Raw genomic sequence first — 22,911 nt, forward strand, 5'->3', positions numbered from 1 at the left:
AAACGATAAAAAAGCGAGGGTTATTGGGGCCGGTTTAAGCGCTCTTTGCGGCGCTTGTTCCAGCTGCGTGTGACGTGCCAGCGCCAAAAAAGCTGCATAGTGATATAGCCCAGCCCACCAAATACAAAACCTGTCAGTACTGAGCCCAGCAATAGCGGCTTCCACACTAAAGCGAACTCTTCGGCGAGCCAAGCCCACGACAGCTCGGTGGGGGCGGTGACCTTAGGCGACTCTAAAATCCAGCGGCCCAGCTGGTAGGTGGCAAAAAAGATGGGTGAAATGGTTAACGGATTCGTAATCCACACCAATGTCATGGTGATGGGCAGATTGCAACGCACCCAGAGCGCGCATAGAGCCGCAAGCGCCATTTGCCCGGGTAGGGGCAAAAAGGCGAGAAAAATCCCAAAGAAAAAAGCCAGCGACACCGAGTGCCGGTTTAGATGAAACAGGTTGGGGTCGTGCAGTAAATCACCCAAAAACTGTAGGGCTGGCTTGTCCTTTACCGTGGTGGCGTCGGGCAAAAAACGTCTGATTATCTTACGCGCCATCTGGTTGGTCACACTACGACTATAAAGAAAGGGCACATTATGCCCACAAAAGCGCGATATAACCACGCTTAACGTGCCGTAAGCTAAATCGCGAGCGATGTAGGCTGCTACACTGGCAGATAACCACCGGACAAAGCAAGGACGAACACTCTACAGGGATGATATGTACCGCACACTCTTGGCGCTGCTCGCCGGCGTAACACTCCCCAGTTTTTTACCTCAGCTGCTGCCTTTGCCGGCAGTGGTCGCGTCGGTGGCGATGTTTTTGAGCGCTTGGTTGCTCGTAAAACGCCGCTCTTATAAGAGGGTTTCTTACGCTCTGTCTATTGTGTTGTTATTTCTCGTGGGTTTTGGTTGGGGCAGTTGGAGTCTGCATTCGCTAGTGGCCAATCAGCTCAATGCCACACTCGAGGGTGAGGATATTCTGGTGACTGGGGTTGTCGACGCGCCGGTTCAGCACAGTGAAAGGCGCGTGAGGATGTTGCTGGCACCTCACACGGGGAGCTTGAAGGGGCAGTTGGTTTCCTTGCCTCGGCGCCTACAGGTGAGCTGGTATCGCGCGCCAGGGTGGGTGCAAACCCTGGCGGCAGGTGATCGGGTAGCCCTTACCGTGCGCCTCAAGCGCCCTCGTAGCTTTGTGAATCCCGCCGGGTTTGATTACAAGCTGTGGCAGCTGCGACGGGGTGTGGGTGCGGTTGGGTATGTGCGGACGGATGCCGGCAATAGGCGGCTGACACAGGGGGTACCGGCGGGCGTGCGCGCAACCTTAAGTGCTTGGTTGGCGCGGCAAGAACCGGTTAACCACGGTTTGCTGGGGGCGCTTTTGCTGGGGGAGCGAGGCGAGTTGAGCGATACGCAGAGCCAACTGCTACAGGCCACTGGTACCAGCCATTTGATTGCTATATCGGGGTTGCATATTGGTTTGGCGGCCACCCTGGGTTACTTGCTGGCGCTGGCCGCGGGTAAATTATTGGCGCCGTTTATACCTTGGCGAGCACAGCTTGTGGGTTTTGCCGGGGCCGCTTTTACGGCGTGGGGGTACAGTGCGCTGGCAGGTTTTAGTTTGCCCACCCAGCGGGCGCTGGCAATGCTGTTACTGTTGTATGTCTCGCGCGTGTTGGCGCGTCATAGCGGAGGTGGGCTGATTTTAACGGCGGCCGCGTTGTTGGTGTGCACTCTCGACCCTTTAAGTGTGCGCGATGCTGGGTTTTGGTTGTCATTTGTCGCGGTGGCGTCATTGGTGCTGGTATACGATGGCCTGCTTAGTCCCGCACGTCGCTGGCAGTCGCTGTGGTTACCGCAGTTGGTGGTGTTTCTGGCGCTGCTGGTGCCTTTGGGTGCCTTCTTTGGTCAGGTATCGCTGGTCTCGCCAGTGGCAAATCTGCTGGCGATACCACTGGTAAGCCTTTTGGTTGTGCCGTTACTGTTTGCCGCCGCCCTCGGTAGTTGGCTTAACGACACGGTCGCAGGTGGCTTGTTGTGGCTGGCAGATCGAGTGCTGGATGTTTTTTGGTGGTGGCTGCAGCTATTGGCGCGGCTTGAGGGCGATTATGGCTGGCCGATCAGTGTCGATTGGCAGCCGCGATTAATCGCCTTGTTGTTAATTGCTTTGGGCGCGCTGCTGTTACTACTGCCTAAGGCCTTTAGGTTGCGCGCCACAGGGGTGCTGCTGGTATTGTTGGCGCTTTGGGTGCCGAGGCCCGCCGCGCCACGCTTGGCCATGACGGTGATGGATGTAGGGCAGGGCTTGGCGGTAGTGATTCAGACGCACGAGCACAGTTTGTTGTACGACGCCGGCCCCCGTTACAGTGATAGTTTTGATGCGGGCGCAGATATCATTGCGCCTTTTTTGCGTCGGCAAGGAATAGACGGGCGTGGTGCAAATCGGCTAGACGCCTTGGTGGTGTCGCACGCTCACGCCGATCACGCAGGTGGCGCCGCGGGGCTGTTGAGTGTGCTGCCCAGCGACAATATCTACCTAGGTGAACCTTTGCCGGCTTTAGCGCTCGAAGATGCACCGCGGGCGCGCTCGTGTCATCCCCGGCGCGCCAGTGACGTTAGTGTGGGCAGTGAGCTCGATGCTCTTCACTGGCGCTGGCGCCAGGTAACGTTTCGTTTTTTAACATTGCCCGGTCAGCGCAATAGTCATGGTAACAGTGCCTCTTGCGTGTTGTTGCTCGAGTATCAAGACCAGCGCTGGCTGTTAACCGGTGATATCGAACGGCCGTTAGAGGCTGATGTGGTGGCCGCATTGGCCGCTTATGGCGTGTCTCAAATTGATGTTTTGTTGGCCCCGCATCACGGCAGTAAAACCTCGTCCAGTGCGGCGTTTGTCACCGCACTCGCGCCGGATAACGTTGTGTTTAGTGCCGGTTTTAATAACCGCCACGGGCACCCACACCCTCAAGTGGTTAAGCGCTATCAAAAAGTGGGTAGCCGTATTTTTAACACGGCAGTCGATGGTGCCGTAGGTTTTTACATTGATGCCGATGGTGCGCTGCGCAGCCATACCCAGCGCCAGCTAGCGCCGCGGCCCTGGCGCGATTAAAATGAAAATGGCACAGGTCACATTCGCTTAACCAGGTTAACCCTAACGCCTGCATCTGTGGTAGTGTACAGCATTTTTAACAGCCGCTTTAATCCTAGAATAGGCACCATAAAAAATAGGCATCAGTAGAGGCCTGCACAAGAGGAATCCACCCGTGTTTGAAGTTATCGCCGCCGGCGGCTGGTTAATGCTGCCGCTTGTTCTTTGTTCGATTGCCGTGCTGGCGATTAGTGCTGAGCGTTACTGGAGTCTCAATCCCGCTAAAATTGCACCGCGCCACTTGTTGGCTCAAGTGTGGGGTTGGATTAAAAATAACCAGCTGGATGCGGCTAAACTGAAAGAGTTAAAACAGTCTTCACCGCTCGGTGAGATTTTATCGGCGGGCCTTAGCAATTCACGCAGCGGCCGCGAAACCATGAAAGACAGTATTCAGGAGGCGGCCAATAAAGTCATCCACGAGATGGAGCGTTTTATTGGTGTGCTGGGAACGATCGCCGCGATTACGCCATTGCTGGGTTTGTTGGGTACTGTATTCGGTATGATCGAAGTGTTTAACGCGATTATGATTAAGGGCACAGGTAACGCCGGCGTTTTGGCGGGCGGTATTTCACAGGCACTTATTACCACCGCTGCGGGTTTGTGTGTGGCGATTCCGGCGATGATTTTTCACCGTTTTTTCCAGCGCCGAATCGATACCTTAGTGGTAACCATGGAAGAAGAGGCTATTAAGTTGGTTGATGCTCTGCACAGCGATCGTCGGGTCGATGTGAAAGTGAAGAAGTAAGCGGAGGCCGCCTGTGCAATTTCGTCGTCAACCCCGCGAAGAAGATAGCATTAATTTAACACCGCTGATTGATGTGGTGTTTTTGTTGCTTATCTTTTTTATGGTATCTACCACCTTTACCAAAGAAACGCATTTAGAAATTGACCTGCCAGAGGCCGTGGGTGAGGCGGCCAACAACGCCGAAGACCCGCTCGAAATTATTATTAATGCCGCTGGTGAGTACGCGGTAAACGGTCAAAGCTTGGTCAACAGTAAGGCCGCCACATTGCGCTCGGCCTTAACTGAAGTGGGCGGCGGAGACACCTCGCAAGCGTTAATTATTACCGCCGATGCCAAGGCGCCTCATGAGTCTGTGGTGCGTGCGATGGACAGTGCCGGTCAGCTTGGGTTTGTGAATATGAGCATAACGACCCGCCATCCAGAGCAAGAGCAATAACATGAGCCACGGCTCCGACCGCGAGGCAAAATGGTTGGCCGCTTGGTATGGTAAAAAGCGTTGGGTCTACGCGCTGTTACCGCTTGAGGGATTGTTTCGTTTTTTTGCTGCTGCACGGCGTTTGATTCTTGTGCGCTGGCAACAAAAACGTGTTGGCTTACCGGTAATTGTGGTGGGTAATATTAGCGTTGGCGGCACCGGTAAAACCCCCCTGATTATTGCTTTGGTAAACCGTTTGCAAGCGCGCGGCTTAAAAGTCGGCGTTATCAGCCGCGGCTATGGCTCGGCGGCGCCGCGGTACCCTTATGTGGTGTCGGAATCATCCAGTGCCAAAGAGGCCGGCGATGAGCCCCTAAGCATTTGGCGCGCTACCGGTTGTGCAGTATGCATCGATGCCGATCGTGTAGCGGCTGCACGCATTTTAAAAAGTGCCGGTTGCGATGTTTTATTAAGCGACGACGGCTTACAGCATTACCGCTTAGGGCGCGCTTTAGAAATCGCGGTAGTTGACGCCGCGCGCGGCTTTGGCAATGGCCATTGTTTGCCGGTCGGACCTCTGCGTGAGCCTCGCTCGCGTTTAAAAAAGGTTGATTTTGTGGTGGTAAATCAGACCTCTTTAGAGTCCGATGTGACCTACGAGCGCGGTTATTACAACATGCGCCTGCAACCTAAACACTGGTTTAAAGTAAAAGATTTAACGCGACTGCCACTGGATTATTTGGCCTCCGGCGCCCATGTGCACGCGGTGGCTGGTATTGGTAACCCCGATCGTTTTTTTGCCACGCTAGGCAAGTTGGGGCTGACGCCAGAGTGTCATATTTATCGCGATCACCATATTTTTACCCGCGAGAACTTTCAGTTTCGTCAAACGCTACCGGTAGTGATGACGAGTAAAGATGCGGTGAAGTGTCAGAGCTTTGCCGAGCCCGAGTGGTTGGCCTTAGAGGTCGATGCGGTACTAGAAAAACGCTTTTGGCCTGAGTTTGAGCACGCGCTCGACGCGTTATTGCCCTACGAGTAAACACATCATGAGCTTTACAGTTGTTATTCCCGCCCGTTATGCCTCGACCCGTTTGCCGGGCAAACCATTGGCTGATATTGCCGGTAGGCCAATGATCGAGCACGTTTATCGCCGCGCGAGCCAAAGTGACGCGAGCCGCGTTATTGTCGCCACTGACGACCAGCGTATTGCTCAAGTGGTTAAACAGTTTGGCGGCGATGTATGTTTGACTCGCGCCGATCACGTGTCGGGCACCGATCGTTTGCAAGAGGTCGCGGCGCTTGAGCACATGAGCGACGATGATATTATTGTCAACGTCCAAGGCGATGAGCCTCTGATTCCCCCTGAAGTGATCAACCAGGTGGCGGCTAATTTGGCTGCCTGCGATACCGCCTGCGTGGCAACACTGTGTGAGCCACTTGCCAGCTACCGAGAGTTTCGCGATCCGAATGCGGTTAAAACGGTTTATGATCATAATCAGCTCGCGCTGTATTTTTCCCGCGCGCCCATTCCGTGGCCGCGCGACAATGCCGACGTGTTAAGTGAGCAGGCGGTGCCGGATGATTTTCCTGCGCGTCGGCATATTGGTATTTACGCTTACCGGGTATCTTTGCTCAAGCGTTTTGTGCGGTGGGCGCCGGCGCTGATCGAGCAAACTGAGTCTCTTGAGCAGCTGCGAGTCATGGCCTATGGCGAGCGAATTCATTTAGCCGAGGCCTGTTGTAAGGTTCCCGGAGGTGTCGATACCGATGCCGACTTGGCTCGGGTTAGGGCGCAGCTACAGGAGCAAAGTTAATGACTGTCAAAGTGTTGTTTGTGTGCTTGGGTAATATTTGCCGCTCGCCCACCGCCGAAGGCCTGTTTAAAGCGCGACTTAAAGCGCAAGGGTTAGAGGATGTGGTTTTAACCGACTCGGCCGGCACCGCTGGCTGGCACGTCGGTAAGGCGCCGGACGATCGCGCGATAGCGGCCGCCGCTGAGCGCGGTATTGATATTAGCAGCTTGCGTGCCCGCCAAGTGACGGGCGCCGACTTTACTGAGTTTGACTATATTGTGGCCATGGATGATGCCAATCTGGTCGACCTCAACAGCTTTCGGCCTAATGATTTTGCTGGTCGCTGCTGTTTGTATTTGGATTTTGCGGCTAATACCGCCGAGCACGAAGTGCCAGACCCTTACTATGGCGGTGCCGAAGGCTTTGCTCATGTGCTCGATTTAGTGGAGCAGGCGGCCACCGGCTTGCTGGAGGATATCCAAAAGCGTCACTTGGCTCGAGGTTAGCGGTGGCGCTGTTTCTGCCAGAGTTTGATTTGCAGCGCCTTAATACCTTGGCGATTCCGGCCCGTGCACAGTTTTACGTGGCTGTCACCAGCAGTGAAGAGGTACTAGAGGCGCTGAGCTTTGCCGCCGAGCGCCAGTTGCCGGTATTGCCACTTGGCGGCGGCAGCAATATCGTGTTGGCTGGCGATTACCCAGGCCTTGTGATGCATATAAAGTTGCACGGCATAGAGTTGGTGGACGAAGACGAGACGTCGGTATGGGTGCGTGCGGCCGCCGGTGAAAACTGGCACAAGTTTGTGCAGCACTGCTTGGTGATGGGCTGCTACGGGCTTGAGAACCTCTCGTTAATACCCGGCTCGGTGGGCGCCGCGCCGATACAAAATATAGGCGCTTATGGTGTTGAGGTGAAAGACCGGGTCACCGAGTTATCGGCCATTGATATTCGCTCGGGCTTGCCTGTTACGTTTACCGCCGAGAGCTGTAATTTTGCCTATCGCGATAGCGTGTTTAAACACAGTGCGCAAGATAGGTACATTATCACCAGCGTGACGTTTAAGCTCGATCGTGCTGCTAACTTGGTGCTCGAGTACCCAAGCTTACGGCAGCGCTTGCAACTAGCCGCGCCTAAAAATAGTGACATCGCTGATGTGACGCCCATTACCCCCGAGCAAGTAGCCGCCGCCGTTATTGCCGTGCGACAAGAGAAACTGCCCAACCCCGTCGACACCCCCAATGCCGGCAGCTTTTTTAAAAACCCTATTGTCGATGCCGCTCAGTTTGCCCGGTTGCGCAAACGATTTGCCGATATCATTGCCTACCCGCAGGCCGATGGCACGGTAAAATTGGCCGCCGGTTGGCTGATTGATCGCGCCGGTTGGCGCGGCTATCGCGATGGCGATGTGGTGGTGCATGCCGAGCAGGCGCTGGTTATTACCAATCCGGGGCGAGGCGCCGGGGCCAATGTGCTGGCGCTGGCCGATAAAATTACTCAGTCGGTGCAAGAGCGCTATGGCGTCAGGCTGGAGTTAGAGCCCCGTGTTTACCCTGAGATGGGTTCAGTCTAAGTATTAACGCCGCGAGTTTAATGTTATGTCGCAGCAACCGGATTTATTTGCCAGTAAGCAACCCCAGACACTAATCAGCGAAGACGGCAGTGCCATCTTGTACCCCGGTTGGTTAACGCCCGAGCGAGCTACGTTATTGTTTGCTGAGCTAGATACGTCGCTGGCGTGGGAGCAAACCCACCTGCAGATGTATGGCAAACCTGTGCCTATACCGCGCCTTAACGCATGGTATGGCGACGCGGGCAGTCGCTACAGCTATTCCGGTGCCCACTTTACCCCCCAACCTTGGACGGCGGCGCTGCAAAATTTGCGCGATGAGCTTGAGTCCATGGTCGATACTCGCTTTAACAGCGTTTTAGCCAATTGCTACCGAGACGGGCGCGACAGTGTCGCCTGGCACAGCGATAACGAGCGAGAGTTGGGTGCCACCCCGACAATTGCCTCACTCAGCTTAGGTGCCGGTCGAGACTTTGTGTTGCGTCACAAGCAGAGTCAGCGGCAGGTGCGCGTTACGCTGCAAAATGGCGATTTGCTCATCATGGCTGGGCGCCTGCAGCGCTGTTGGCAACATCAGCTTCCCAAGGTCTCGGGGGCAGTCGGGCGGCGCATTAATCTTACCTTTCGTCGCGTTTGGAAGTAAGTAATAGCGCGCGCTATCGCAAATAAGAATAATTCTGCTACTATGGCGGCAAGCTGAAAGATTTTTTGCAAAGATCATTTCGCCCGATAATAAAACAAGAAGCGGCTTTGCGGCCGATACTTGGTGGCAACATCAAGGGGGGTAAGTGACCAGTATTTTAGTCGTAGATGATCACGATTTGGTGCGTATGGGTATCGTCCGTATGTTGGATGATGTGCCGGGCTATCACGTTGCCGGCGACGCGAAAAGCGGCGAGGAGGCCATTAGTCTGGCGCGCAAGCTTAAGCCCGATGTCGTGCTGATGGATGTAAAAATGCCCGGTATTGGTGGGCTTGAGGCTACCCGTAAAATGCTTGCCGCCAATCCTGCGGTCAAAATCATCGCGGTTACCGCCTGTGACGATACGCTATACCCCGCTCGGTTATTGCAGGCGGGTGCTGTGGGCTACGTGACCAAAGGCACCGGTTTTGGCGATATAACCACGGCGATTGATACCGTGGTGCGTGGTCGGCAGTATATGAGCAGTGTTATTGCGCAGCAGTTGGCGCTGCGCAACGTGGCCGGTGACCGGGACAGTTCGCCTTTTGAGCGCCTAAGCCAGCGCGAACTGGAAACCGCGATGATGATTGCTGGCGGCCGACGGGCGCAGGATATTGCGACAACCTTTTCGGTGAGCCCCAAAACCGTGAATACCTACCGCTACCGGATATTCGACAAACTGTGTATTCACTCTGACGTCGAGCTGGCGCTGTTGGCGGTCAAATATAATTTGCTCGACCCCGAAGCGGTGGTATAGCCCGATCAGCGCGGCTTATTGCTGTTTTTTCGACGTGTAGGTAACGGTATACTAGCTTGCATGGCAGACACTCCCCCCGAATCCGCAAACACCTTTGATGCTAAACGCTTTTTGGCGAGCCAGACCCGTGCGCCCGGCGTGTATCAAATGTTCAATAGCGCTGGCGATATTTTGTACGTTGGCAAAGCAAAAAATCTTAAATCGCGACTGTCCAGTTATTTTCGGGCCAGTGGTTTATCGCCCAAAACCGCGGCGTTAGTGTCGCGCATTGCCCGAGTCGAGGTGACGGTCACCGGCAGTGAAACCGAGGCCTTGATTCTTGAGCAAAACCTGATCAAAGCGAATCGGCCGCCTTACAATATCTTATTGCGCGACGATAAATCCTACCCCTATGTGTTTATGTCTTCCGGCGAGCCGTATCCGCGTATTAGCGTGCATCGCGGCGCCAAAAAGAAGCGTGGCGATTACTACGGGCCTTACCCTAACGTCGGCGCGGTAAAAGACAGCCTGAGCTTTTTGCAAAAAACCTTCAAGGTGCGCCAATGTGAGGACAGTGTGTTCCGCAACCGCTCGCGCCCCTGTTTACAGTATCAAATTGATCGCTGTACCGGCCCCTGTGTGGACCTTATTAGCCCGGACGATTACGCCCGCGATGTGCAGCATACCCGCATGTTTTTGCTGGGAAAAAGTGACCAACTAATGAGTGAGCTGGCCGATGAGATGGAGCGCGCCGCACTGGCGCAAGAGTACGAGCGCGCCGCCGAGGTACGCGATCAAATCAGTGCTTTGCGTACGGTGCAGTCGCAGCAGTCGGTCGAAGAGGGCAGTGGCGATATGGATATTATTGCCGCCGCGGTGAAAAGTGCGACGGCTTGCGTCCATGTGCTGTTTATTCGCCAAGGGCGCATTCTAGGCAGCCGCAGTTATTACCCCAAGTTGGGCCTGGCCGAGAGCGAGGCAGATGTGCTTAGTGAATTTTTACCGCAATTTTATTTGGGTGGCAGCCGCGATATTCCCGCTGCTATTGTCACCGATTGCGAACTTCCGGAGCGCGAGCTATTGATTAACGCCCTGGCGGAGTCGCGCGGCGCGCGGGTGCACATAACGCATAAAGTGCGCACCCATCGCGCCCGTTGGGTCGATATGGCGCGCCAAGCTGCCGAACAAAATATTATCGCGCGTATCAATAGCCGCAAGTCGGTGACCGACCGCTTGCTGGCGCTACAAGATGTTTTAGGGCTGGATGAAATGCCCAGTCGCATGGAGTGCTTTGATATCAGTCACTCCAGTGGTGAGCTAACGGTTGCCTCGTGCGTGGTGTTTGATAAAGAAGGCCCGGCGAAGTCCGATTATCGCCGTTTTAACATCGATGGCATTACCGGCGGCGATGACTATGCGGCCATGTCGCAGGCCTTAACTCGGCGCTATACTCGATTGCAAAAAGGTGAGGGCAAGCTGCCGGATATTTTGTTTATTGATGGCGGCAAGGGGCAGCTGGGTGTGGCCGAAAAAGTAATGGCCGAGTTAGGCGTCAATAACGTACTGCTGATCGGTGTGGCCAAGGGGACAACCCGCAAGGCCGGCTTTGAGACCCTGTATCACAGCGGCACCGGCAAAGAGATTGTGCTGGGTAGCGACTCGCCCGCACTGCATGTAATTCAGCACATCCGCGATGAGGCGCACCGGTTTGCCATCACAGGCCACAAAAATCGTCGGGATAAAAAGCGCAAAACGTCGTCGCTGGAGGGAATCCCTGGCGTGGGGGCAACCCGCCGCCGTGAGCTTTTACGCCATTTTGGTGGTCTGCAAGACATTCAGCGCGCCAGCGTGGATGATTTAGCGCGGGTGAACGGCCTAAGCCGCAAGCTGGCCGAAGACATTTACGGCTATTTTCACCCCGATTAAGGCCGCGGCAGGTGTATAGGTCTCTCTAGGTCTATTCGCCACAAAAGCGCGCTGATCGCTTACAGCGGCCGCAAGGGTAGTGTATTATCATGACCTTATACGGGGCACCAATCGGCCGCTCCTACCGCTAGACGCGAAACGCTGTAAAAGAAGTCACCTATGACATTAGCCAATCAACTCACACTTATTCGTATTGGGCTTATTCCCTTATTCGTTGTGGTGTTTTTTCTGCCGTATAAGTGGGCTCATATCGCGGCCGCGATTATTTTTAGCGTTGCCGCCATTACCGACTGGGCCGATGGCTATGTGGCACGTAAATACAATCAAAGTACCAAGCTGGGCGCTTTTTTAGACCCCGTGGCTGACAAACTGATGGTGGTTATCGCCCTCGTGCTGCTGGTTACTCTGCACCCCGTCGCCTGGTTTGCCGTTTGCGCCTGCGTGATTGTCGGCCGTGAGATCGTGATATCGGCCCTGCGCGAGTGGATGGCCGAGCTGGGCCAGCGCGCCAGTGTCGCGGTATCCTACATAGGTAAAATCAAAACCACCTTGCAGATGGTGGCGATCATCGTGTTGCTCGCCAATATCCCCGCGTTATTGTGGCTCGGTTATATCGCCGTGGTCGCAGCCGCGGCCTTAACCTTATGGTCGATGATTCTGTACTTAAAAGCCGCCTGGCCCTTCTTAATGGCCGGGACCGGCACCGACGGCGAGTAAAAACCGCGCTAACTGTTTACAGATCAATCGTTTACAGAATTAAAAGTTTCCAAAAAGTGGAAATAGAGTAGGTTTTTTTGGTTTTTTACGCTAGAATGCCGGCCTCAAAACGGCGCGATAGCAAAGCGGTTATGCTCTGGATTGCAAATCCAGCTAGCCCGGTTCGACTCCGGGTCGCGCCTCCATTTTCCATCGAGCAGTTGTGTTGATGGGGTGGAGCCAAAGCCAAGCTTTGGTGTAGCAAGAAGTAGGGAGCAATCTCTACTATAAAAAATATCTCCCGATATGCCCGGGTGGTCGACTGCATGGATGCAGGAGTTAGAGCAACGCAGGAGCAGTTGCCGGGGAATTGGGGTCAGCGCCCAGCGCTTACATGGCTAGAAGTAGGGACCAATCTCTACTATAAAAAATATCTCCCGACATGCCCGGGTGGTGGAATTGGTAGACACAGCAGACTTAAAATCTGCCGATCTTAAATGATCGTGCCGGTTCAATTCCGGCTCCGGGCACCATTTTTCTTTTTCTATTTCAACAGCTTACGCCATTTTTCAGATTTTTAGTGGTGGCGCATATATCCTCGTTTTTTCAAATCCGTACACAAACCGTATACGCTTATGCTGCAATTCTTTTCCTGCTTACTACCAGCGGGTTTAGTGATTTGGCTTCTGTTAAGTGTTCCGGCGCTAAGTGCGCGTATCGCATCGTCATTTGGATTGTCTGGTGCCCCAGAATCTTGTTTAGGGTTAACAGGTTGCCGCCGGCCATCATAAAGTGGCTGGCGAACGTGTGACGCAGTACGTGGCTTTTCTGGCCCCGTGGCAGCTCTATGCCGGCGCGCTCTAGCCCGTTGTTGAGCGCATCCTTGCAAGGGCCAAATAGGCGACCGTGTGCGGGCCTGTCTGTAACGATCTCTCGCTCCAAATCATCCGATATCGGAATACTCCGATTACGCCCGTTTTTTGTTTTATTAAAGTGGACTTTTCCGTGGTGAATATCTTTGCGGGTCAAACTTTCCGCTTCGCCCCAGCGAGCCCCAACCGATAAACAAATTTTTGCCACGGCCAGCACATCCGTATTTCTAGCTGTGCCCAACTCTGAAAGCAGTTGATTCATTTGTTTGATGGTTAAAAACGTTAATTCCCTCTCTTGCATCGTTAGTTTAGAAACGTTCTCTAGCGGGTTGGCGAGGCCCCAAGAGCCGGACTTTATCAGCACATTAAACATGGCTTTTGCATAAGCCAATTTATGATTTATATCGTTCTCTGGCTTGAAACCCTCCGTGCGCCTAGTTTCTAAGCGCTCGCGCATGTACTGCTTAAAATCGTTTGATGTGAACGCTACGGCCAGCGGATCATTTAAACTTCTAATCACCGCGTTAAGCTCCACCAATCGTTTTTTGCCAGACGTTAATAAATACCCGTGTTCGTCGTACCACTCCTGGGCTAGATCACTTAATTTGCGCGTATCCCGTTTGGGCTTGACATAGCTACCGGCAGATTGCGCTTTTGCCTTTTCCTGCACTTCAAAATGTTCGGCCTCGCGCTTTGTGCGAAACACCTTTCGAACATGCGGCCCCCCACGACCAGCCGGCCAAAAATCTAGCAGCCATTTGCCGTTTTTTTGTTGTTTAAGCGACATTTATTTTATCCAATCCTTTGCCCTGTTATCGTCTATATCGTTTGCCTCAAGTCGCGATATGATGAGCCGTAAGCGCGGGTTGCTGCTGCTGCGTAATCTTTCAGCACTGATAATTCCCTCGTGCGTCACAAAGCACGATAGCTCTGGAAACGCCTCGGTTACCGCATCGTATTCCAGCTCCGACATACGCACCTTAAAATATTCCACATTTTTAAGGCGTACCGCGTTCAACCCCATATCATCGGCAAACTCCTCTCGCGTTAACCCCATAAGCTCACGCACCATTCTTAAGCGCTCTCCGGCTTTAAATTCCATCGTCACACCTTTTTTTGCTTTGCGCTAATTGCGCCCCATAAGAGCTAACTATTATCACACAGGTAGACATTAACAGAACCTGAACAGGCCGATAATTGACCCTGAGAGTGTAAAAAAGTCGCCAAATAACACATGCAAGGGGCAATTATTACACTTATGTTTGTAAAAATCGTTGACTTACACTGCGTGTTGTAATTATTATCCTTTCGTCGCTAAGGGCTAATTGCCCTTAATTAATGATCAAACGGAAGGATAAACACCATGAAAACCGCCACGACTACCACCAACACCACGCTGCCTAGCCCCGTAATGACCCGCAAACACTTCTCTGAGCGCTCCGGCTTGCGAGTTACCCAAATACGCTCACAGGCCAACATTAATAACCTGCCAACGTTTGAGGTAGGGCGCCACAAAATGATTAACGTTGCCGCCCTGGTCAACGTTAACGAGCACACCTTGTATTGCCCAACGGCCACCGCCGCCCAATTTGCGAGCTGGTGCGGCCTAACCACCGAGCAAGTCATTAGCCAGTTATCAGAGGGAAATTTGCCCGTAAGGCCCATGGGCAAGCTTCGCCTAGTCGACGTTGCAGAGCTGTACAACCGCTGCCTTATTGCCGCTGGCCTCAACCCACCCAATTCAATTAGCGCATAACAACACACACGCTTTTTTGACTTTGGGGGACTCATGCAACAACCACTAGACCATGCACTACATCAAGACGTACTCGCCGCGCTGGAAAACGACGCCGAATTTCAGTTCAAGAGCAATACCAAGTATTTCCAGTACGGCCGGTGCAACGTCTGCAACCGTAAATCGTTGTTTATCAGCAAGGCCAATCCGTACCGCATTAAATGCAGCCACGTTAGCTGTGGCTTCGATGAAACCGTGTTTAGTCGGTACGGCTACCTGTTTGAAGACATAGCCAAAAAATACCCAGCCACACCCGAAAACCCCAACGCTAGTGCTGACGCGTACATGAGCAACAGCCGCGGCTTTCCGTTAATAAAAATTAATGGCTGGTTTAACCAGGGCAGCCGGCCACTACCCAACAGCACCAACCACGCGCCGACCGTGCGGTTTCAGTTATGGGGCAACCACTACTGGGAGCGCCTAATTAATGCCTCTGATATCCGCGAGTTTTTAAAGGTAGGCAAAAAGAAAAAAGCCCACTTTAGCTACGGCATCGAGTTTTTAGGCAAGGGCTGGCAGCCACCCGAGCAAACCCTGCAAGAAGGCGACGACGTTTATATTGTTGAAGGGATTTTTCACGCGATTGCGTTAAGCCTAACCGGTAAAAAAGTAATCGCGGCCTTTAGCTGTAACAACCTACCCAGACAAATTATTGAAGAACACAAGGGCAGGGGGATAACCTGGCACCTCGGCTACGACAACGACTTTAAAGGCGCTGGTAACGACGCGGCTATTAAGTACCGTGATGAACTTCGCCGGATGGATGAAACATGCGAGATTACCCAGTGCCCACAAGGCGTTGACTGGGATGACGTTTACAAAAACGGAAAATTAAACGAATCGTTCTATGACGACTGCCTACACCGTGGCCGCGTGTTCGGTGCTGAATCTATTGCTGAACGTGCCTACTGGTTGTTCCTACGCCACACCTTTAATTACCGCATCATGGAGTACAAGTGCCGCCTGTACTCGGTAAATATAGACTCAGAGTTTAGCGACCAAATTAACGAAGCCGTAGCCGACGCTAACGACGGTGACGACCTCTACCAAAAAGACTTTAAAGACGCCGTGGCCACCAAGGCCGGGCGAGAAATGTTCGTGCGCTATGTCACCCATAGCTCTATCAGCAACTGCCACCCCGAGTTTGTCTATTCGCAAGTCGATAAATCATCGGGCGAAGTCGGCTACCACTTTAACGTTAAATTTCCCGTAAGCCGGCCCATGCAGATTGTGTTTACCGGCTCTGCACTAGAAAGCCCCGGCAGCTTTAACAAAGCTCTGCTAAACCAAGCCCCCGGGGCAACGTTCGACGGCAGCGCCAACCAGCTAAAAATCATTCGCGATCAGTGGTTTGATAAAGGCGTGATGATCGTCGACTGTGTGCCATTTATCGGCTACGACAAAGACAGCGATATTTACGTGTTTCCTGATTTTGGTTACTCCAAAGGCCAGTTCTTACCCATGGGCCGCTACGGTTATATCACCAAAGGTAAAACGCGAGTAAAAACCACGCTAACCAGTATCCCAATTAAACACAGCCATAGCTTTAACGGCGATTGGATAAACAATTACTACACCGCCTTTGTGGAAAACGGCCTTGTTGTTCTCGCTTTTTTTATGGGCAGCTTGTTTGCCGAGCAAGTGCGTAAAGAGTTGGGTTTTTTCCCCTTTCTGGAATTTACCGGCCAAGCCGGCGCGGGTAAATCCCTAGTATTAGAGTTTTGTTGGCGGTTACTTGGCCGTAAAGATCACGAGGGTATGAACCCGAGTAAATCAACCTTTGCCGCGCGCTCACGGATGTTCACCCAAGTGGCCAACATGCCCGTATCGCTCATGGAAGGCGACAGTAAAGACGGTCGCGACGCCAAAAGAGGGGCCTTTGATTATTCCGAGCTCAAAGATTTATTTAACGGCCGGGGTGTTCGCGCCACCGGTGCATTCAATCGCGGCAACGATATCATCGAGCCGCCGTTTCGGGGCACCATCGTTATATCGCAAAACGCCGAGATCGACGGCGACGAAGCCACTCTCACGCGAATCGTTCACTGTCACGCCACTACAGCTCACCAAAGCCGCGCAAACAAGCCCATCGCGGAATGGTTTCGCCAAGCCGATCTGGAAGAGGTGTGTGGCTTTTTACCGCATGTGCTGCGTAAAGAGTCGCAATTACTGCCCCGTATTCTTGAAGGCTATCGAGCCAATCTAGAGCAGTTCGGACAACTCGAAAAAGTAAAGCATGGCCGGATAATCGACAGCCATGCGCTTGTAGCGTCGTTAGTACAAAGCCTCCCGCTGGTGTTCCCCAAGCTGCAACCACAAGCCATTGAGAGCACCGTAAATCTTTTAGCGCGCAGAGCTGTCATTCGCCAGCACCGTATAGAGGCCGATCACCCAACTATTCAAGCGTTTTGGGAAATTTACAGCAACCTAACCAGCCAAATGAAAAGCACACAGAGCGGCCTGTCCGAGCCGCGATACCCGCTTAACCACTCAAAACGAGACGGTCAAATTGCTATCAACCTGCAGGAGTTTCACCAGGCAATGGTGGATAGCAATTCAGAACGCATCGACCTAAAAGAACTACGCAAAATTTTACCGGCTAGCACTCGCGCCAAATTCATCGGCAACAAAAACGTTAAAAGCGCCATTAAAGAGGGTGAAACCCGGTGGTGTGCCGTTTTCGAGCTTCCCAATGCCACCAATCACACAGCCTAAAGGAGGCGATCCCATGCCTAAAGCTTCAATTACCGAACCGTATATGTCTGGATGTTTTTTGATCATTACGGCCCTTTTGGGCGACTTTTTCAAATTCGACGGGGGGCGTCGCAAAGTCCGAACCGACCGAACCAAAAATATAAAAATGCTCACAGCCCAGCAACCACGTGGCCTACAGCTAAGTGCTAAAACCGCACCAAGCCCGAACCAACACCGAACCCAGTTCGGTAAGTATAAAAAAATAAAACGAACTTTTATTTTTAAAGAAAGGCTTATAAATCAGGGGGTTAGCTATTTTAGTGCACTCGGGTTCGGTCAGGTGCGTTTTTCACCGAACCGAATGGGTGATCGCTATCTGTCTGTTTTTAAAGGTTTTTTATCTTTTTTAAACACCCCAAAAAGCCCCGGTGCGGAAAGTTCGGACTTTGCGACACCCCCCCCATATACCCGCCGTGAGGTAAACGCCATGCCAGAGCAAAAGCCCTATGCCGAGGTCACCGAATCCGACATTCGCCAGGTCTACAACCACATGCCCGCCATTAACCAAGTAATGAGCTGGGAGCAAGCCAAAGCCGACCCCGCCATGTCCATTTTGATGCGTCGCCAAGCCGCCGCCGGTTGTATTGATGAACCCGCACCCGACCAACCACCGCGCCGGCAAGTGCCCGTGCCCACATGGGGCCGGTGCTACCTCTTTGAGTCAGACGTTCAAAAAGTTTACTCCGCCTTGCGCAACGCCTATGCCGCGCTTACCGCTGGCGAAAACCACCGTAGTAGCACCAACACCTGCTACCAGCTAGAGCGAGCCATGGCCCACCTAGCCGCCAACACCAAACCCGCCAACACCAAGCGGGCTAAATAACCAACACCTGTGTGGGAGCACAAACCATGACCAACACCATTTACAAAAGCACCTGGTTAGCCGCCGCGCTGCTAACCGTACTTTGCCTGGCACTGCCCAGTTACCAGTGGGCCACACTATCGGCCGTGCCCTTGGTGCAACTGTTGGCCGGTGCATCGGCGTTAGCGCTTAGCATCTGCAAAATAACCTTTTACCCAATCGCCGTAGACAACTGGCGCAGCCAACGGCCGGTGCTTGCCATCGTCTTTTTTGCCACCGCCAGCATTGCGTTATTTTTTAGCGTAAGCGCCACTAAAAACCTGATTCAAGACAGCGCCATAACAAAACAACACGGCCAAACCGTTAACAGCTACGCACACCAGCAAGCGGTAAACACCGTTAACAATATAAACAACGCCATCGGCCTGTTAAACGATGCCATGCGCCGCGATATAGAGGCCGGCTACCGCGCCCGCGCCATCGAGCAACAAGAAAAGCTTGCCGGATTAATGGCACAGCGCAGCGTAGCCATTGCCGAGGTTAAAAACCTCTCCCAAGCGCGCCCCAGTGGCACACAATCCACGTTCCTACAAAACCTAAGTCTAGGCACCACTAAAAATTCCATTCAGTTAAGCGGCGCTACAGGCGCGGCCATAGCACTGCACCTCGGTTGCGTCTTATCCATACTCGCTCTAAGCCAACGCCGGGCACCACAACCACCACCGCAATCAGAAATTAACACCACCCAGCGTTCACGCGCCGACAAAAAACGCCGCAAAAAAGAAGAGCAAATAGAGATGTGGGCCGCCGCCCCAAAAACGCCAACGCTTGCCGAGTTAACAATCGATCAGCGCCATCTTTACCAAGCCATAAAAAACGGCGACCACGGCGCAACCCCAGTACTGCGCAACATCATTAACGACCGGGTTATTAAAGGCGGGCACAAGCGTGTATCGCCCGTATTCGAGCGGCTAGTACAAGACGGAATTTTAGAGCGTAAAGGCCGAGCCTACATTTTGACCGAGGGACAATAACATGACGTTAAGCAATAAATTTAAAACCGATTTTATCGCCAGCAAGCACGGCAACCGTGTAGACATTGACCCGATCATTTGTGATGAAGGCGCTTTGTTTCATCCCATGATCAGCGTCGTTGAATTTACCGATAAAGGCACACAAAAGCTGAGCGTAACGGTTAACGGAAATTACAACCTAAACGCCGAAAAAGCCAGAAAAGTAGGCTTGGTACTAGAGGCGGCAGGGCGCCTCTGTGCCATGGCCGAAGACCACGGCAGTTTGCAGCGCGCTTGGTTTTACTCATTTTGTAAACCACGCCTAGTAGCCGTTAACAACCAATCAACCGCACTGCACTAAGGGGGCACCATGGACACACTTAAAAACCCATTGCGCGATTCAGTAGCCCGCCTGCTACAAATCGCCAACAGCGGCACCGGTGCCAGCCAAGCCGCCGCCAGCGTATTGCTAGCCGCTTACAACATTTACCAATACCGCGTCGATGTAGGCGAGCTGTGTTTGCTGGATGAAGCCGCCTACCAGTGCGCCAAAAACGTTTTAGATTGGCGCGTTATTTACGGCAACGAGCCGCACCACCTAATCGAAAACGGCGAACAGCGCTTCGAGCAACTGTGCCAAGACTGGCAACACCTAAAGCGGGTGCCGTTTTGAATACTCACCACATCACCGTGACTGAAAAAGGCAAACAGTTTTGGGCCGAGTGCAACGGCATAACCGTGACCACCGCCGATAGCGCCATGAACGCCGCCCAAACATTAATAGAGGGGTTACGCCCCTCGCTACACAACAGTGCCGCGTTCTTTGTAGTCAACAAAACCGAGCCGCATATGGCAGAGCAGGGCACCCACACATTTATCGTCTACGAGCTGTGCGGCCGCTGTAAAAAACGTGACTTTCAAGACTCTACCGGTTGCCACATGCCAGCCCAGCTAAACCAACAAGGCGAGTGGCAGTGCGAGCGATTCAATCAAGGGGTAACGCCATGAGACAACCAAAATCCATTAACCAACTGCAAGCCGAGGTGCGCCAGCTAACCGCCGGCATCGAGCGCCGCCAAAAACTAATCGACGAACAGCGCCAAGCGCCCTCCAAAAAAGGGCCGGTATTTATCGGCGTTGATCTGGCAAAAAATAAAGACACTACCGTAACTAAGAGGTTTTCCCAATGAGCTGTAACTGTTTATCCACTGTTTTAAAAGAAGCCAAGCAACGCGCAACACAATACCTGGTAAACCCCGCGCCGGCCTCAGTGTCGGCAAGTTGGGTAAACGCTTTTAACACACTGCAAAAAAGCAATGCGAGTGATTTATTAATTGGCTTGCCGGTAAAGCTGGATTGCACGTTTGCGGAAGGTTCTAGCAGTAGCTTTACCCACCAAGTGTTTATGAGTTTTTGCCCGTTTTGCGGCGATTCGCTGGATAGCGGGGGTATGCAAGATGCCGGGTAACGTACAACCACGACAACCAATCAGCGCTCCGGCCATGACCGTGCGCGCCCCTTGCGCCCTCGGTGCGGTAGATGCAGAGAATTTGGTAAGGCACCTCAAGAGTCAGGCCAATGAACTATGGAAAGATTCCTGCACCAAATCAATGTTAGCTTTACAAGGTGATAAAACGCATCGTTTAAGATTGAGCCAGGCTGCTGAGCAGTTGATGCGCTGGGCCGATGCCATCGAGCAGGACTATATTATTCACCCCTTATTAATTATTAGGGGGTGATGACGCGCTAGGGTGTCAATGAATAGGGGGGATATCAATTGTATTTTGCGTCTGCATTATCAGTTCTATCCTGTCTCTATAGTGGTCAATAAATTCTTGCATTGTAGAGAACTGTTTTACGGCGATTTCGGCAGATAGGTTGGTGTGTGAATGTATACGCTCTCGGAGTTGAGTGATCATTTTATCGAAACGTTTTTGGAGGTCTTTTTCGGATATATATACGGCCCCTTCCGAGGAATCAATTGTGCCAACGAACCCAGCGGTGGTTTTTACTTTTGATGCGTGGAGGCTTTCAGATAAATCCCTTTTTTGTACTTTATAGGAGTCTAATTGTTGGTTTATAACGGTCAAAATGGTCTGCTTATAAGAGTTTATTCGCTGGAATTCAGAATCGCTTTCTGCTTGTTTTAATTGCTTTTCCTGTATTCGATGCAAGGCTAAAAACTCACGCTGCTGCGTAACAATAATTTGCCACTGAAGAAACACCGTGATACCCAATATCGGGATGGTACAAAAGGCGATGAGCGGCGAGAATATGCCGCCGATATAGGAGCCGAATGCAGACCAGTATTTAGGATCAGTTGACGGCTCCCCGTTAAAGGTGGTCTGGTAATACGAAATTGCCACCCACACGGCTCCAAGGATGATCAGAATAAGCACGATAAAGAAGATGACCCCGATTAGGACGTATTTGCCGTTTCTTGGTGGGGGCGGTGTAGTATTTTCAGTGGGTGGCATAGATCATCCCTGCTTTTCGTTCGTATTTGGAGCGATAACCTAGCCCGAGCCGACATCACGGTCAAGCGCTAGAGCTACGCGCCAATCCATTCATACATCATTCAGTTTCAGGGTGTAATAATTACCCTAACGCAAGCCGATTGCCCTCGGTAAGCGTCAGTTGCCACCATTTACCACTTGACGCTCCCCAAGGGCCACGCTATGGTTATCACGCGCTGGCAAAATCCAGCGCCGGGATTGATCCCCCGGATACCTACATGGGCACACACCGCCCCGAGCGGTTTTTTTGTGCCTCCGGTTTGCCTACGCGCCTTTTCTGCGCTTGTAATGGCAGGCTGGGCGGGGCCACCTTCGGGTGGGCCGGGTTCATGTAGGCCGGTAGGATCAACCCCGTTCAGTCTGTCACCAGCGTTTGATCCCGCTTGGTGACGGGTTTAACCCGATACCTACGTGAGGTGCCAACCATGGCCAAACCAGCAACCACCACCCAACACACCAACGATGAAGTTGTACTAACCCCCCAGCAGCTAGCCGCCTACCACAGCGCCGGCCTAACCCTGCAAGATCAAGACGGCAACTTTATCGGCTCATTCACCGCCGCCGGTTTCAGCAACGATCCAGATCAAAACGCTATGGACGCCCGCGACGAAGCCCAGCAAAGCCTGGCCTTTTTAAACGCCTTACTGGGCCAAAACCCCGGCTACCTAGAGCTTGAGGCTCCCGCCGTGATGGGCCTAAGTAATATCCTAGAGGATATTAGCAACCGCCTGGAAGGTGCCCACACCACTGGCGGATAAATTTACATCGTTAGCAATTGTGTATTAGTATTAGCGGTGCCCAGATAGGGCACCGCATCCCCACCGGCGATGCGGCCAATAAATAAACGAAAGGATGCATCACCATGGCGCTAAAACCTTGCAAAGAATGCAAAAACCAAGTCTCTGTTAAGGCCAAGACCTGCCCCCATTGCGGTGTTAAAAGCCCAGTAAATAGCGCCAAGCATAGCAAGTTAGGCTGTTTGTTTTTTGTTATCGCGAGCAGCTTAGTCCTTACCCTCTGTTACTTTCCAAATACTGATTCAGTGGCACCCACTGCTACAGGTTCGCTTGTCGTCGCCAAACATTGGAGCGAAGGCGGTACGCTTCACAACACCGGGCCGGCGGCTTGGTCAGTTGCTATGGAGCGTAATCACTTAGCTACCAGCGCCAATATTCTCATGCGCGCCAATCATGCAGGACTGCTAACCGCCGAACTCAGCGACGAGATAAGCAATAGTGCCGAGGCATTTAAAACCCGCTCTATAGAGTTAACCGCCGCCATGAATCAAACGTTCAAAGACTCCACCGATGGGACGCCAAATGCGACAGTGACGCAGCACGCAATGCGGGTTTTAATAGTTAAGGGGTGGGCTAAGTGATAGAAATTTATTGGATCAGAGTCTCTGAAATAGATTATGTAACTCAGAATCAACGACTCTGCCCCTATCGATTTTAGCAATTG

At 52.7% G+C, this 22,911-nt stretch carries 27 protein-coding genes and 2 tRNA genes; 25 read left to right on the forward strand and 4 right to left on the reverse strand.

Translation table 11 applies throughout. The features are described from left to right. Positions 1-20: 20 nt before the first annotated feature. Positions 21-548: a DUF2062 domain-containing protein gene (locus ACGHAD_RS07630; protein ID WP_382415951.1), complete on the reverse strand. Its 528-nt coding sequence runs from the start codon at positions 546-548 to the stop codon at positions 21-23. Between the two features lie 163 nt (positions 549-711). Here ACGHAD_RS07630 and ACGHAD_RS07635 point away from each other — a divergent pair, with 163 nt between their 5' ends. The 13 genes from ACGHAD_RS07635 (at position 712) to ACGHAD_RS07695 (ending at position 12,231) form a co-directional block, all read left to right on the forward strand. Continuing rightward, entirely contained in the window at positions 712-3,096 is a 2,385-nt protein-coding gene (locus tag ACGHAD_RS07635) for a DNA internalization-related competence protein ComEC/Rec2 (RefSeq protein WP_382415949.1), read from the forward strand. A 154-nt stretch (positions 3,097-3,250) separates the two neighbouring features. Beyond that, positions 3,251-3,880, forward strand: a complete 630-nt coding sequence (locus tag ACGHAD_RS07640; protein WP_339615463.1) for a MotA/TolQ/ExbB proton channel family protein — start codon at positions 3,251-3,253, stop codon at positions 3,878-3,880. 13 nt (positions 3,881-3,893) lie between these two features. Further along, positions 3,894-4,316, forward strand: a complete 423-nt coding sequence (locus ACGHAD_RS07645) for an ExbD/TolR family protein (protein WP_382415946.1) — start codon at positions 3,894-3,896, stop codon at positions 4,314-4,316. Between the two features lies 1 nt (position 4,317). Next, entirely contained in the window at positions 4,318-5,337 is a 1,020-nt protein-coding gene (gene lpxK / locus ACGHAD_RS07650) for a tetraacyldisaccharide 4'-kinase (RefSeq protein WP_382415944.1), read from the forward strand. A 7-nt stretch (positions 5,338-5,344) separates the two neighbouring features. Next, complete coding sequence (gene kdsB / locus ACGHAD_RS07655) at positions 5,345-6,112, forward strand: 3-deoxy-manno-octulosonate cytidylyltransferase (RefSeq protein WP_339615460.1); 768 nt, start codon at positions 5,345-5,347, stop codon at positions 6,110-6,112. Then, positions 6,112-6,597 (forward strand): low molecular weight protein-tyrosine-phosphatase, encoded by a 486-nt coding sequence (locus tag ACGHAD_RS07660; RefSeq protein ID WP_382415942.1) that lies wholly within the window; start codon positions 6,112-6,114, stop codon positions 6,595-6,597. The genes kdsB and ACGHAD_RS07660 overlap by 1 nt, the downstream gene beginning before the upstream one ends. A 2-nt stretch (positions 6,598-6,599) precedes the next feature. Then, positions 6,600-7,661, forward strand: a complete 1,062-nt coding sequence (gene murB / locus ACGHAD_RS07665; protein WP_382415940.1) for a UDP-N-acetylmuramate dehydrogenase — start codon at positions 6,600-6,602, stop codon at positions 7,659-7,661. A 25-nt stretch (positions 7,662-7,686) separates the two neighbouring features. Then, positions 7,687-8,301, forward strand: a complete 615-nt coding sequence (locus tag ACGHAD_RS07670; RefSeq protein WP_382415938.1) for an alpha-ketoglutarate-dependent dioxygenase AlkB family protein — start codon at positions 7,687-7,689, stop codon at positions 8,299-8,301. Between the two features lie 145 nt (positions 8,302-8,446). Beyond that, positions 8,447-9,097, forward strand: coding sequence for a response regulator (locus ACGHAD_RS07675; protein WP_339615456.1), 651 nt, complete (start codon positions 8,447-8,449; stop codon positions 9,095-9,097). A 60-nt stretch (positions 9,098-9,157) separates the two neighbouring features. Continuing rightward, complete coding sequence (gene uvrC, locus ACGHAD_RS07680) at positions 9,158-11,002, forward strand: excinuclease ABC subunit UvrC (RefSeq protein ID WP_382415935.1); 1,845 nt, start codon at positions 9,158-9,160, stop codon at positions 11,000-11,002. A gap of 159 nt (positions 11,003-11,161) precedes the next feature. After that, entirely contained in the window at positions 11,162-11,719 is a 558-nt protein-coding gene (pgsA, locus tag ACGHAD_RS07685; RefSeq protein WP_339615454.1) for a CDP-diacylglycerol--glycerol-3-phosphate 3-phosphatidyltransferase, read from the forward strand. Positions 11,720-11,830: 111 nt separating this feature from the next. Beyond that, positions 11,831-11,904 (forward strand) — tRNA-Cys (locus tag ACGHAD_RS07690). A 238-nt stretch (positions 11,905-12,142) separates the two neighbouring features. After that, positions 12,143-12,231 (forward strand) — tRNA-Leu (locus ACGHAD_RS07695). A gap of 100 nt (positions 12,232-12,331) precedes the next feature. On the opposite strand, the gene ACGHAD_RS07700 is transcribed toward ACGHAD_RS07695, so the two are convergent. Further along, positions 12,332-13,357: a tyrosine-type recombinase/integrase gene (locus ACGHAD_RS07700; RefSeq protein ID WP_382415933.1), complete on the reverse strand. Its 1,026-nt coding sequence runs from the start codon at positions 13,355-13,357 to the stop codon at positions 12,332-12,334. After that, on the reverse strand, positions 13,358-13,672 hold the full coding sequence (locus ACGHAD_RS07705; protein WP_382415931.1) for a hypothetical protein: 315 nt from the start codon (positions 13,670-13,672) through the stop codon (positions 13,358-13,360). Between the two features lie 261 nt (positions 13,673-13,933). Here ACGHAD_RS07705 and ACGHAD_RS07710 point away from each other — a divergent pair, with 261 nt between their 5' ends. The 10 genes from ACGHAD_RS07710 (at position 13,934) to ACGHAD_RS07755 (ending at position 20,673) form a co-directional block, all read left to right on the forward strand. Continuing rightward, a complete protein-coding gene (locus ACGHAD_RS07710) occupies positions 13,934-14,326 on the forward strand; it encodes a hypothetical protein (protein WP_382415929.1) in 393 nt (130 codons plus the stop codon). 33 nt (positions 14,327-14,359) lie between these two features. After that, positions 14,360-17,080 (forward strand): toprim domain-containing protein, encoded by a 2,721-nt coding sequence (locus ACGHAD_RS07715; RefSeq protein WP_382415928.1) that lies wholly within the window; start codon positions 14,360-14,362, stop codon positions 17,078-17,080. 466 nt (positions 17,081-17,546) lie between these two features. Then, on the forward strand, positions 17,547-17,942 hold the full coding sequence (locus ACGHAD_RS07720; protein WP_382415926.1) for a hypothetical protein: 396 nt from the start codon (positions 17,547-17,549) through the stop codon (positions 17,940-17,942). 26 nt (positions 17,943-17,968) lie between these two features. Next, on the forward strand, positions 17,969-18,955 hold the full coding sequence (locus ACGHAD_RS07725; protein ID WP_382415924.1) for a hypothetical protein: 987 nt from the start codon (positions 17,969-17,971) through the stop codon (positions 18,953-18,955). A gap of 1 nt (position 18,956) precedes the next feature. Then, a complete protein-coding gene (locus ACGHAD_RS07730; RefSeq protein WP_382415922.1) occupies positions 18,957-19,295 on the forward strand; it encodes a hypothetical protein in 339 nt (112 codons plus the stop codon). Positions 19,296-19,304: 9 nt separating this feature from the next. Next, on the forward strand, positions 19,305-19,607 hold the full coding sequence (locus tag ACGHAD_RS07735) for a hypothetical protein (protein ID WP_382415920.1): 303 nt from the start codon (positions 19,305-19,307) through the stop codon (positions 19,605-19,607). Next, a complete protein-coding gene (locus tag ACGHAD_RS07740; protein ID WP_382415918.1) occupies positions 19,604-19,942 on the forward strand; it encodes a hypothetical protein in 339 nt (112 codons plus the stop codon). The genes ACGHAD_RS07735 and ACGHAD_RS07740 overlap by 4 nt, the downstream gene beginning before the upstream one ends. Continuing rightward, a complete protein-coding gene (locus ACGHAD_RS07745) occupies positions 19,939-20,124 on the forward strand; it encodes a hypothetical protein (RefSeq protein WP_382415916.1) in 186 nt (61 codons plus the stop codon). Before ACGHAD_RS07740 ends, ACGHAD_RS07745 begins: the two co-directional genes overlap by 4 nt. Next, positions 20,121-20,402, forward strand: coding sequence for a hypothetical protein (locus ACGHAD_RS07750; RefSeq protein WP_382415914.1), 282 nt, complete (start codon positions 20,121-20,123; stop codon positions 20,400-20,402). Before ACGHAD_RS07745 ends, ACGHAD_RS07750 begins: the two co-directional genes overlap by 4 nt. After that, the gene (locus ACGHAD_RS07755) at positions 20,392-20,673 is read left to right on the forward strand and encodes a hypothetical protein (RefSeq protein WP_382415912.1); all 282 of its coding nucleotides are present in this window, start codon (positions 20,392-20,394) and stop codon (positions 20,671-20,673) included. Before ACGHAD_RS07750 ends, ACGHAD_RS07755 begins: the two co-directional genes overlap by 11 nt. Before the next feature lie 15 nt (positions 20,674-20,688). Here the strand turns inward: ACGHAD_RS07755 and ACGHAD_RS07760 are convergent, their stop codons facing one another. Beyond that, a complete protein-coding gene (locus ACGHAD_RS07760; RefSeq protein WP_382415910.1) occupies positions 20,689-21,411 on the reverse strand; it encodes a hypothetical protein in 723 nt (240 codons plus the stop codon). Between the two features lie 464 nt (positions 21,412-21,875). On the opposite strand from ACGHAD_RS07760, the gene ACGHAD_RS07765 reads away from it, so the two are divergent. Together ACGHAD_RS07765 and ACGHAD_RS07770 are read left to right on the forward strand one after the other, a co-directional pair. After that, on the forward strand, positions 21,876-22,208 hold the full coding sequence (locus tag ACGHAD_RS07765; RefSeq protein ID WP_382415908.1) for a hypothetical protein: 333 nt from the start codon (positions 21,876-21,878) through the stop codon (positions 22,206-22,208). Positions 22,209-22,588: 380 nt separating this feature from the next. Next, positions 22,589-22,828 (forward strand): hypothetical protein, encoded by a 240-nt coding sequence (locus tag ACGHAD_RS07770; RefSeq protein ID WP_382415906.1) that lies wholly within the window; start codon positions 22,589-22,591, stop codon positions 22,826-22,828. The last annotated feature ends 83 nt before the right edge of the window (positions 22,829-22,911 follow it).

Source organism: Gilvimarinus japonicus (assembly GCF_042847215.1).
In the GTDB taxonomy this organism is placed as follows: domain Bacteria; phylum Pseudomonadota; class Gammaproteobacteria; order Pseudomonadales; family Cellvibrionaceae; genus Gilvimarinus; species Gilvimarinus japonicus.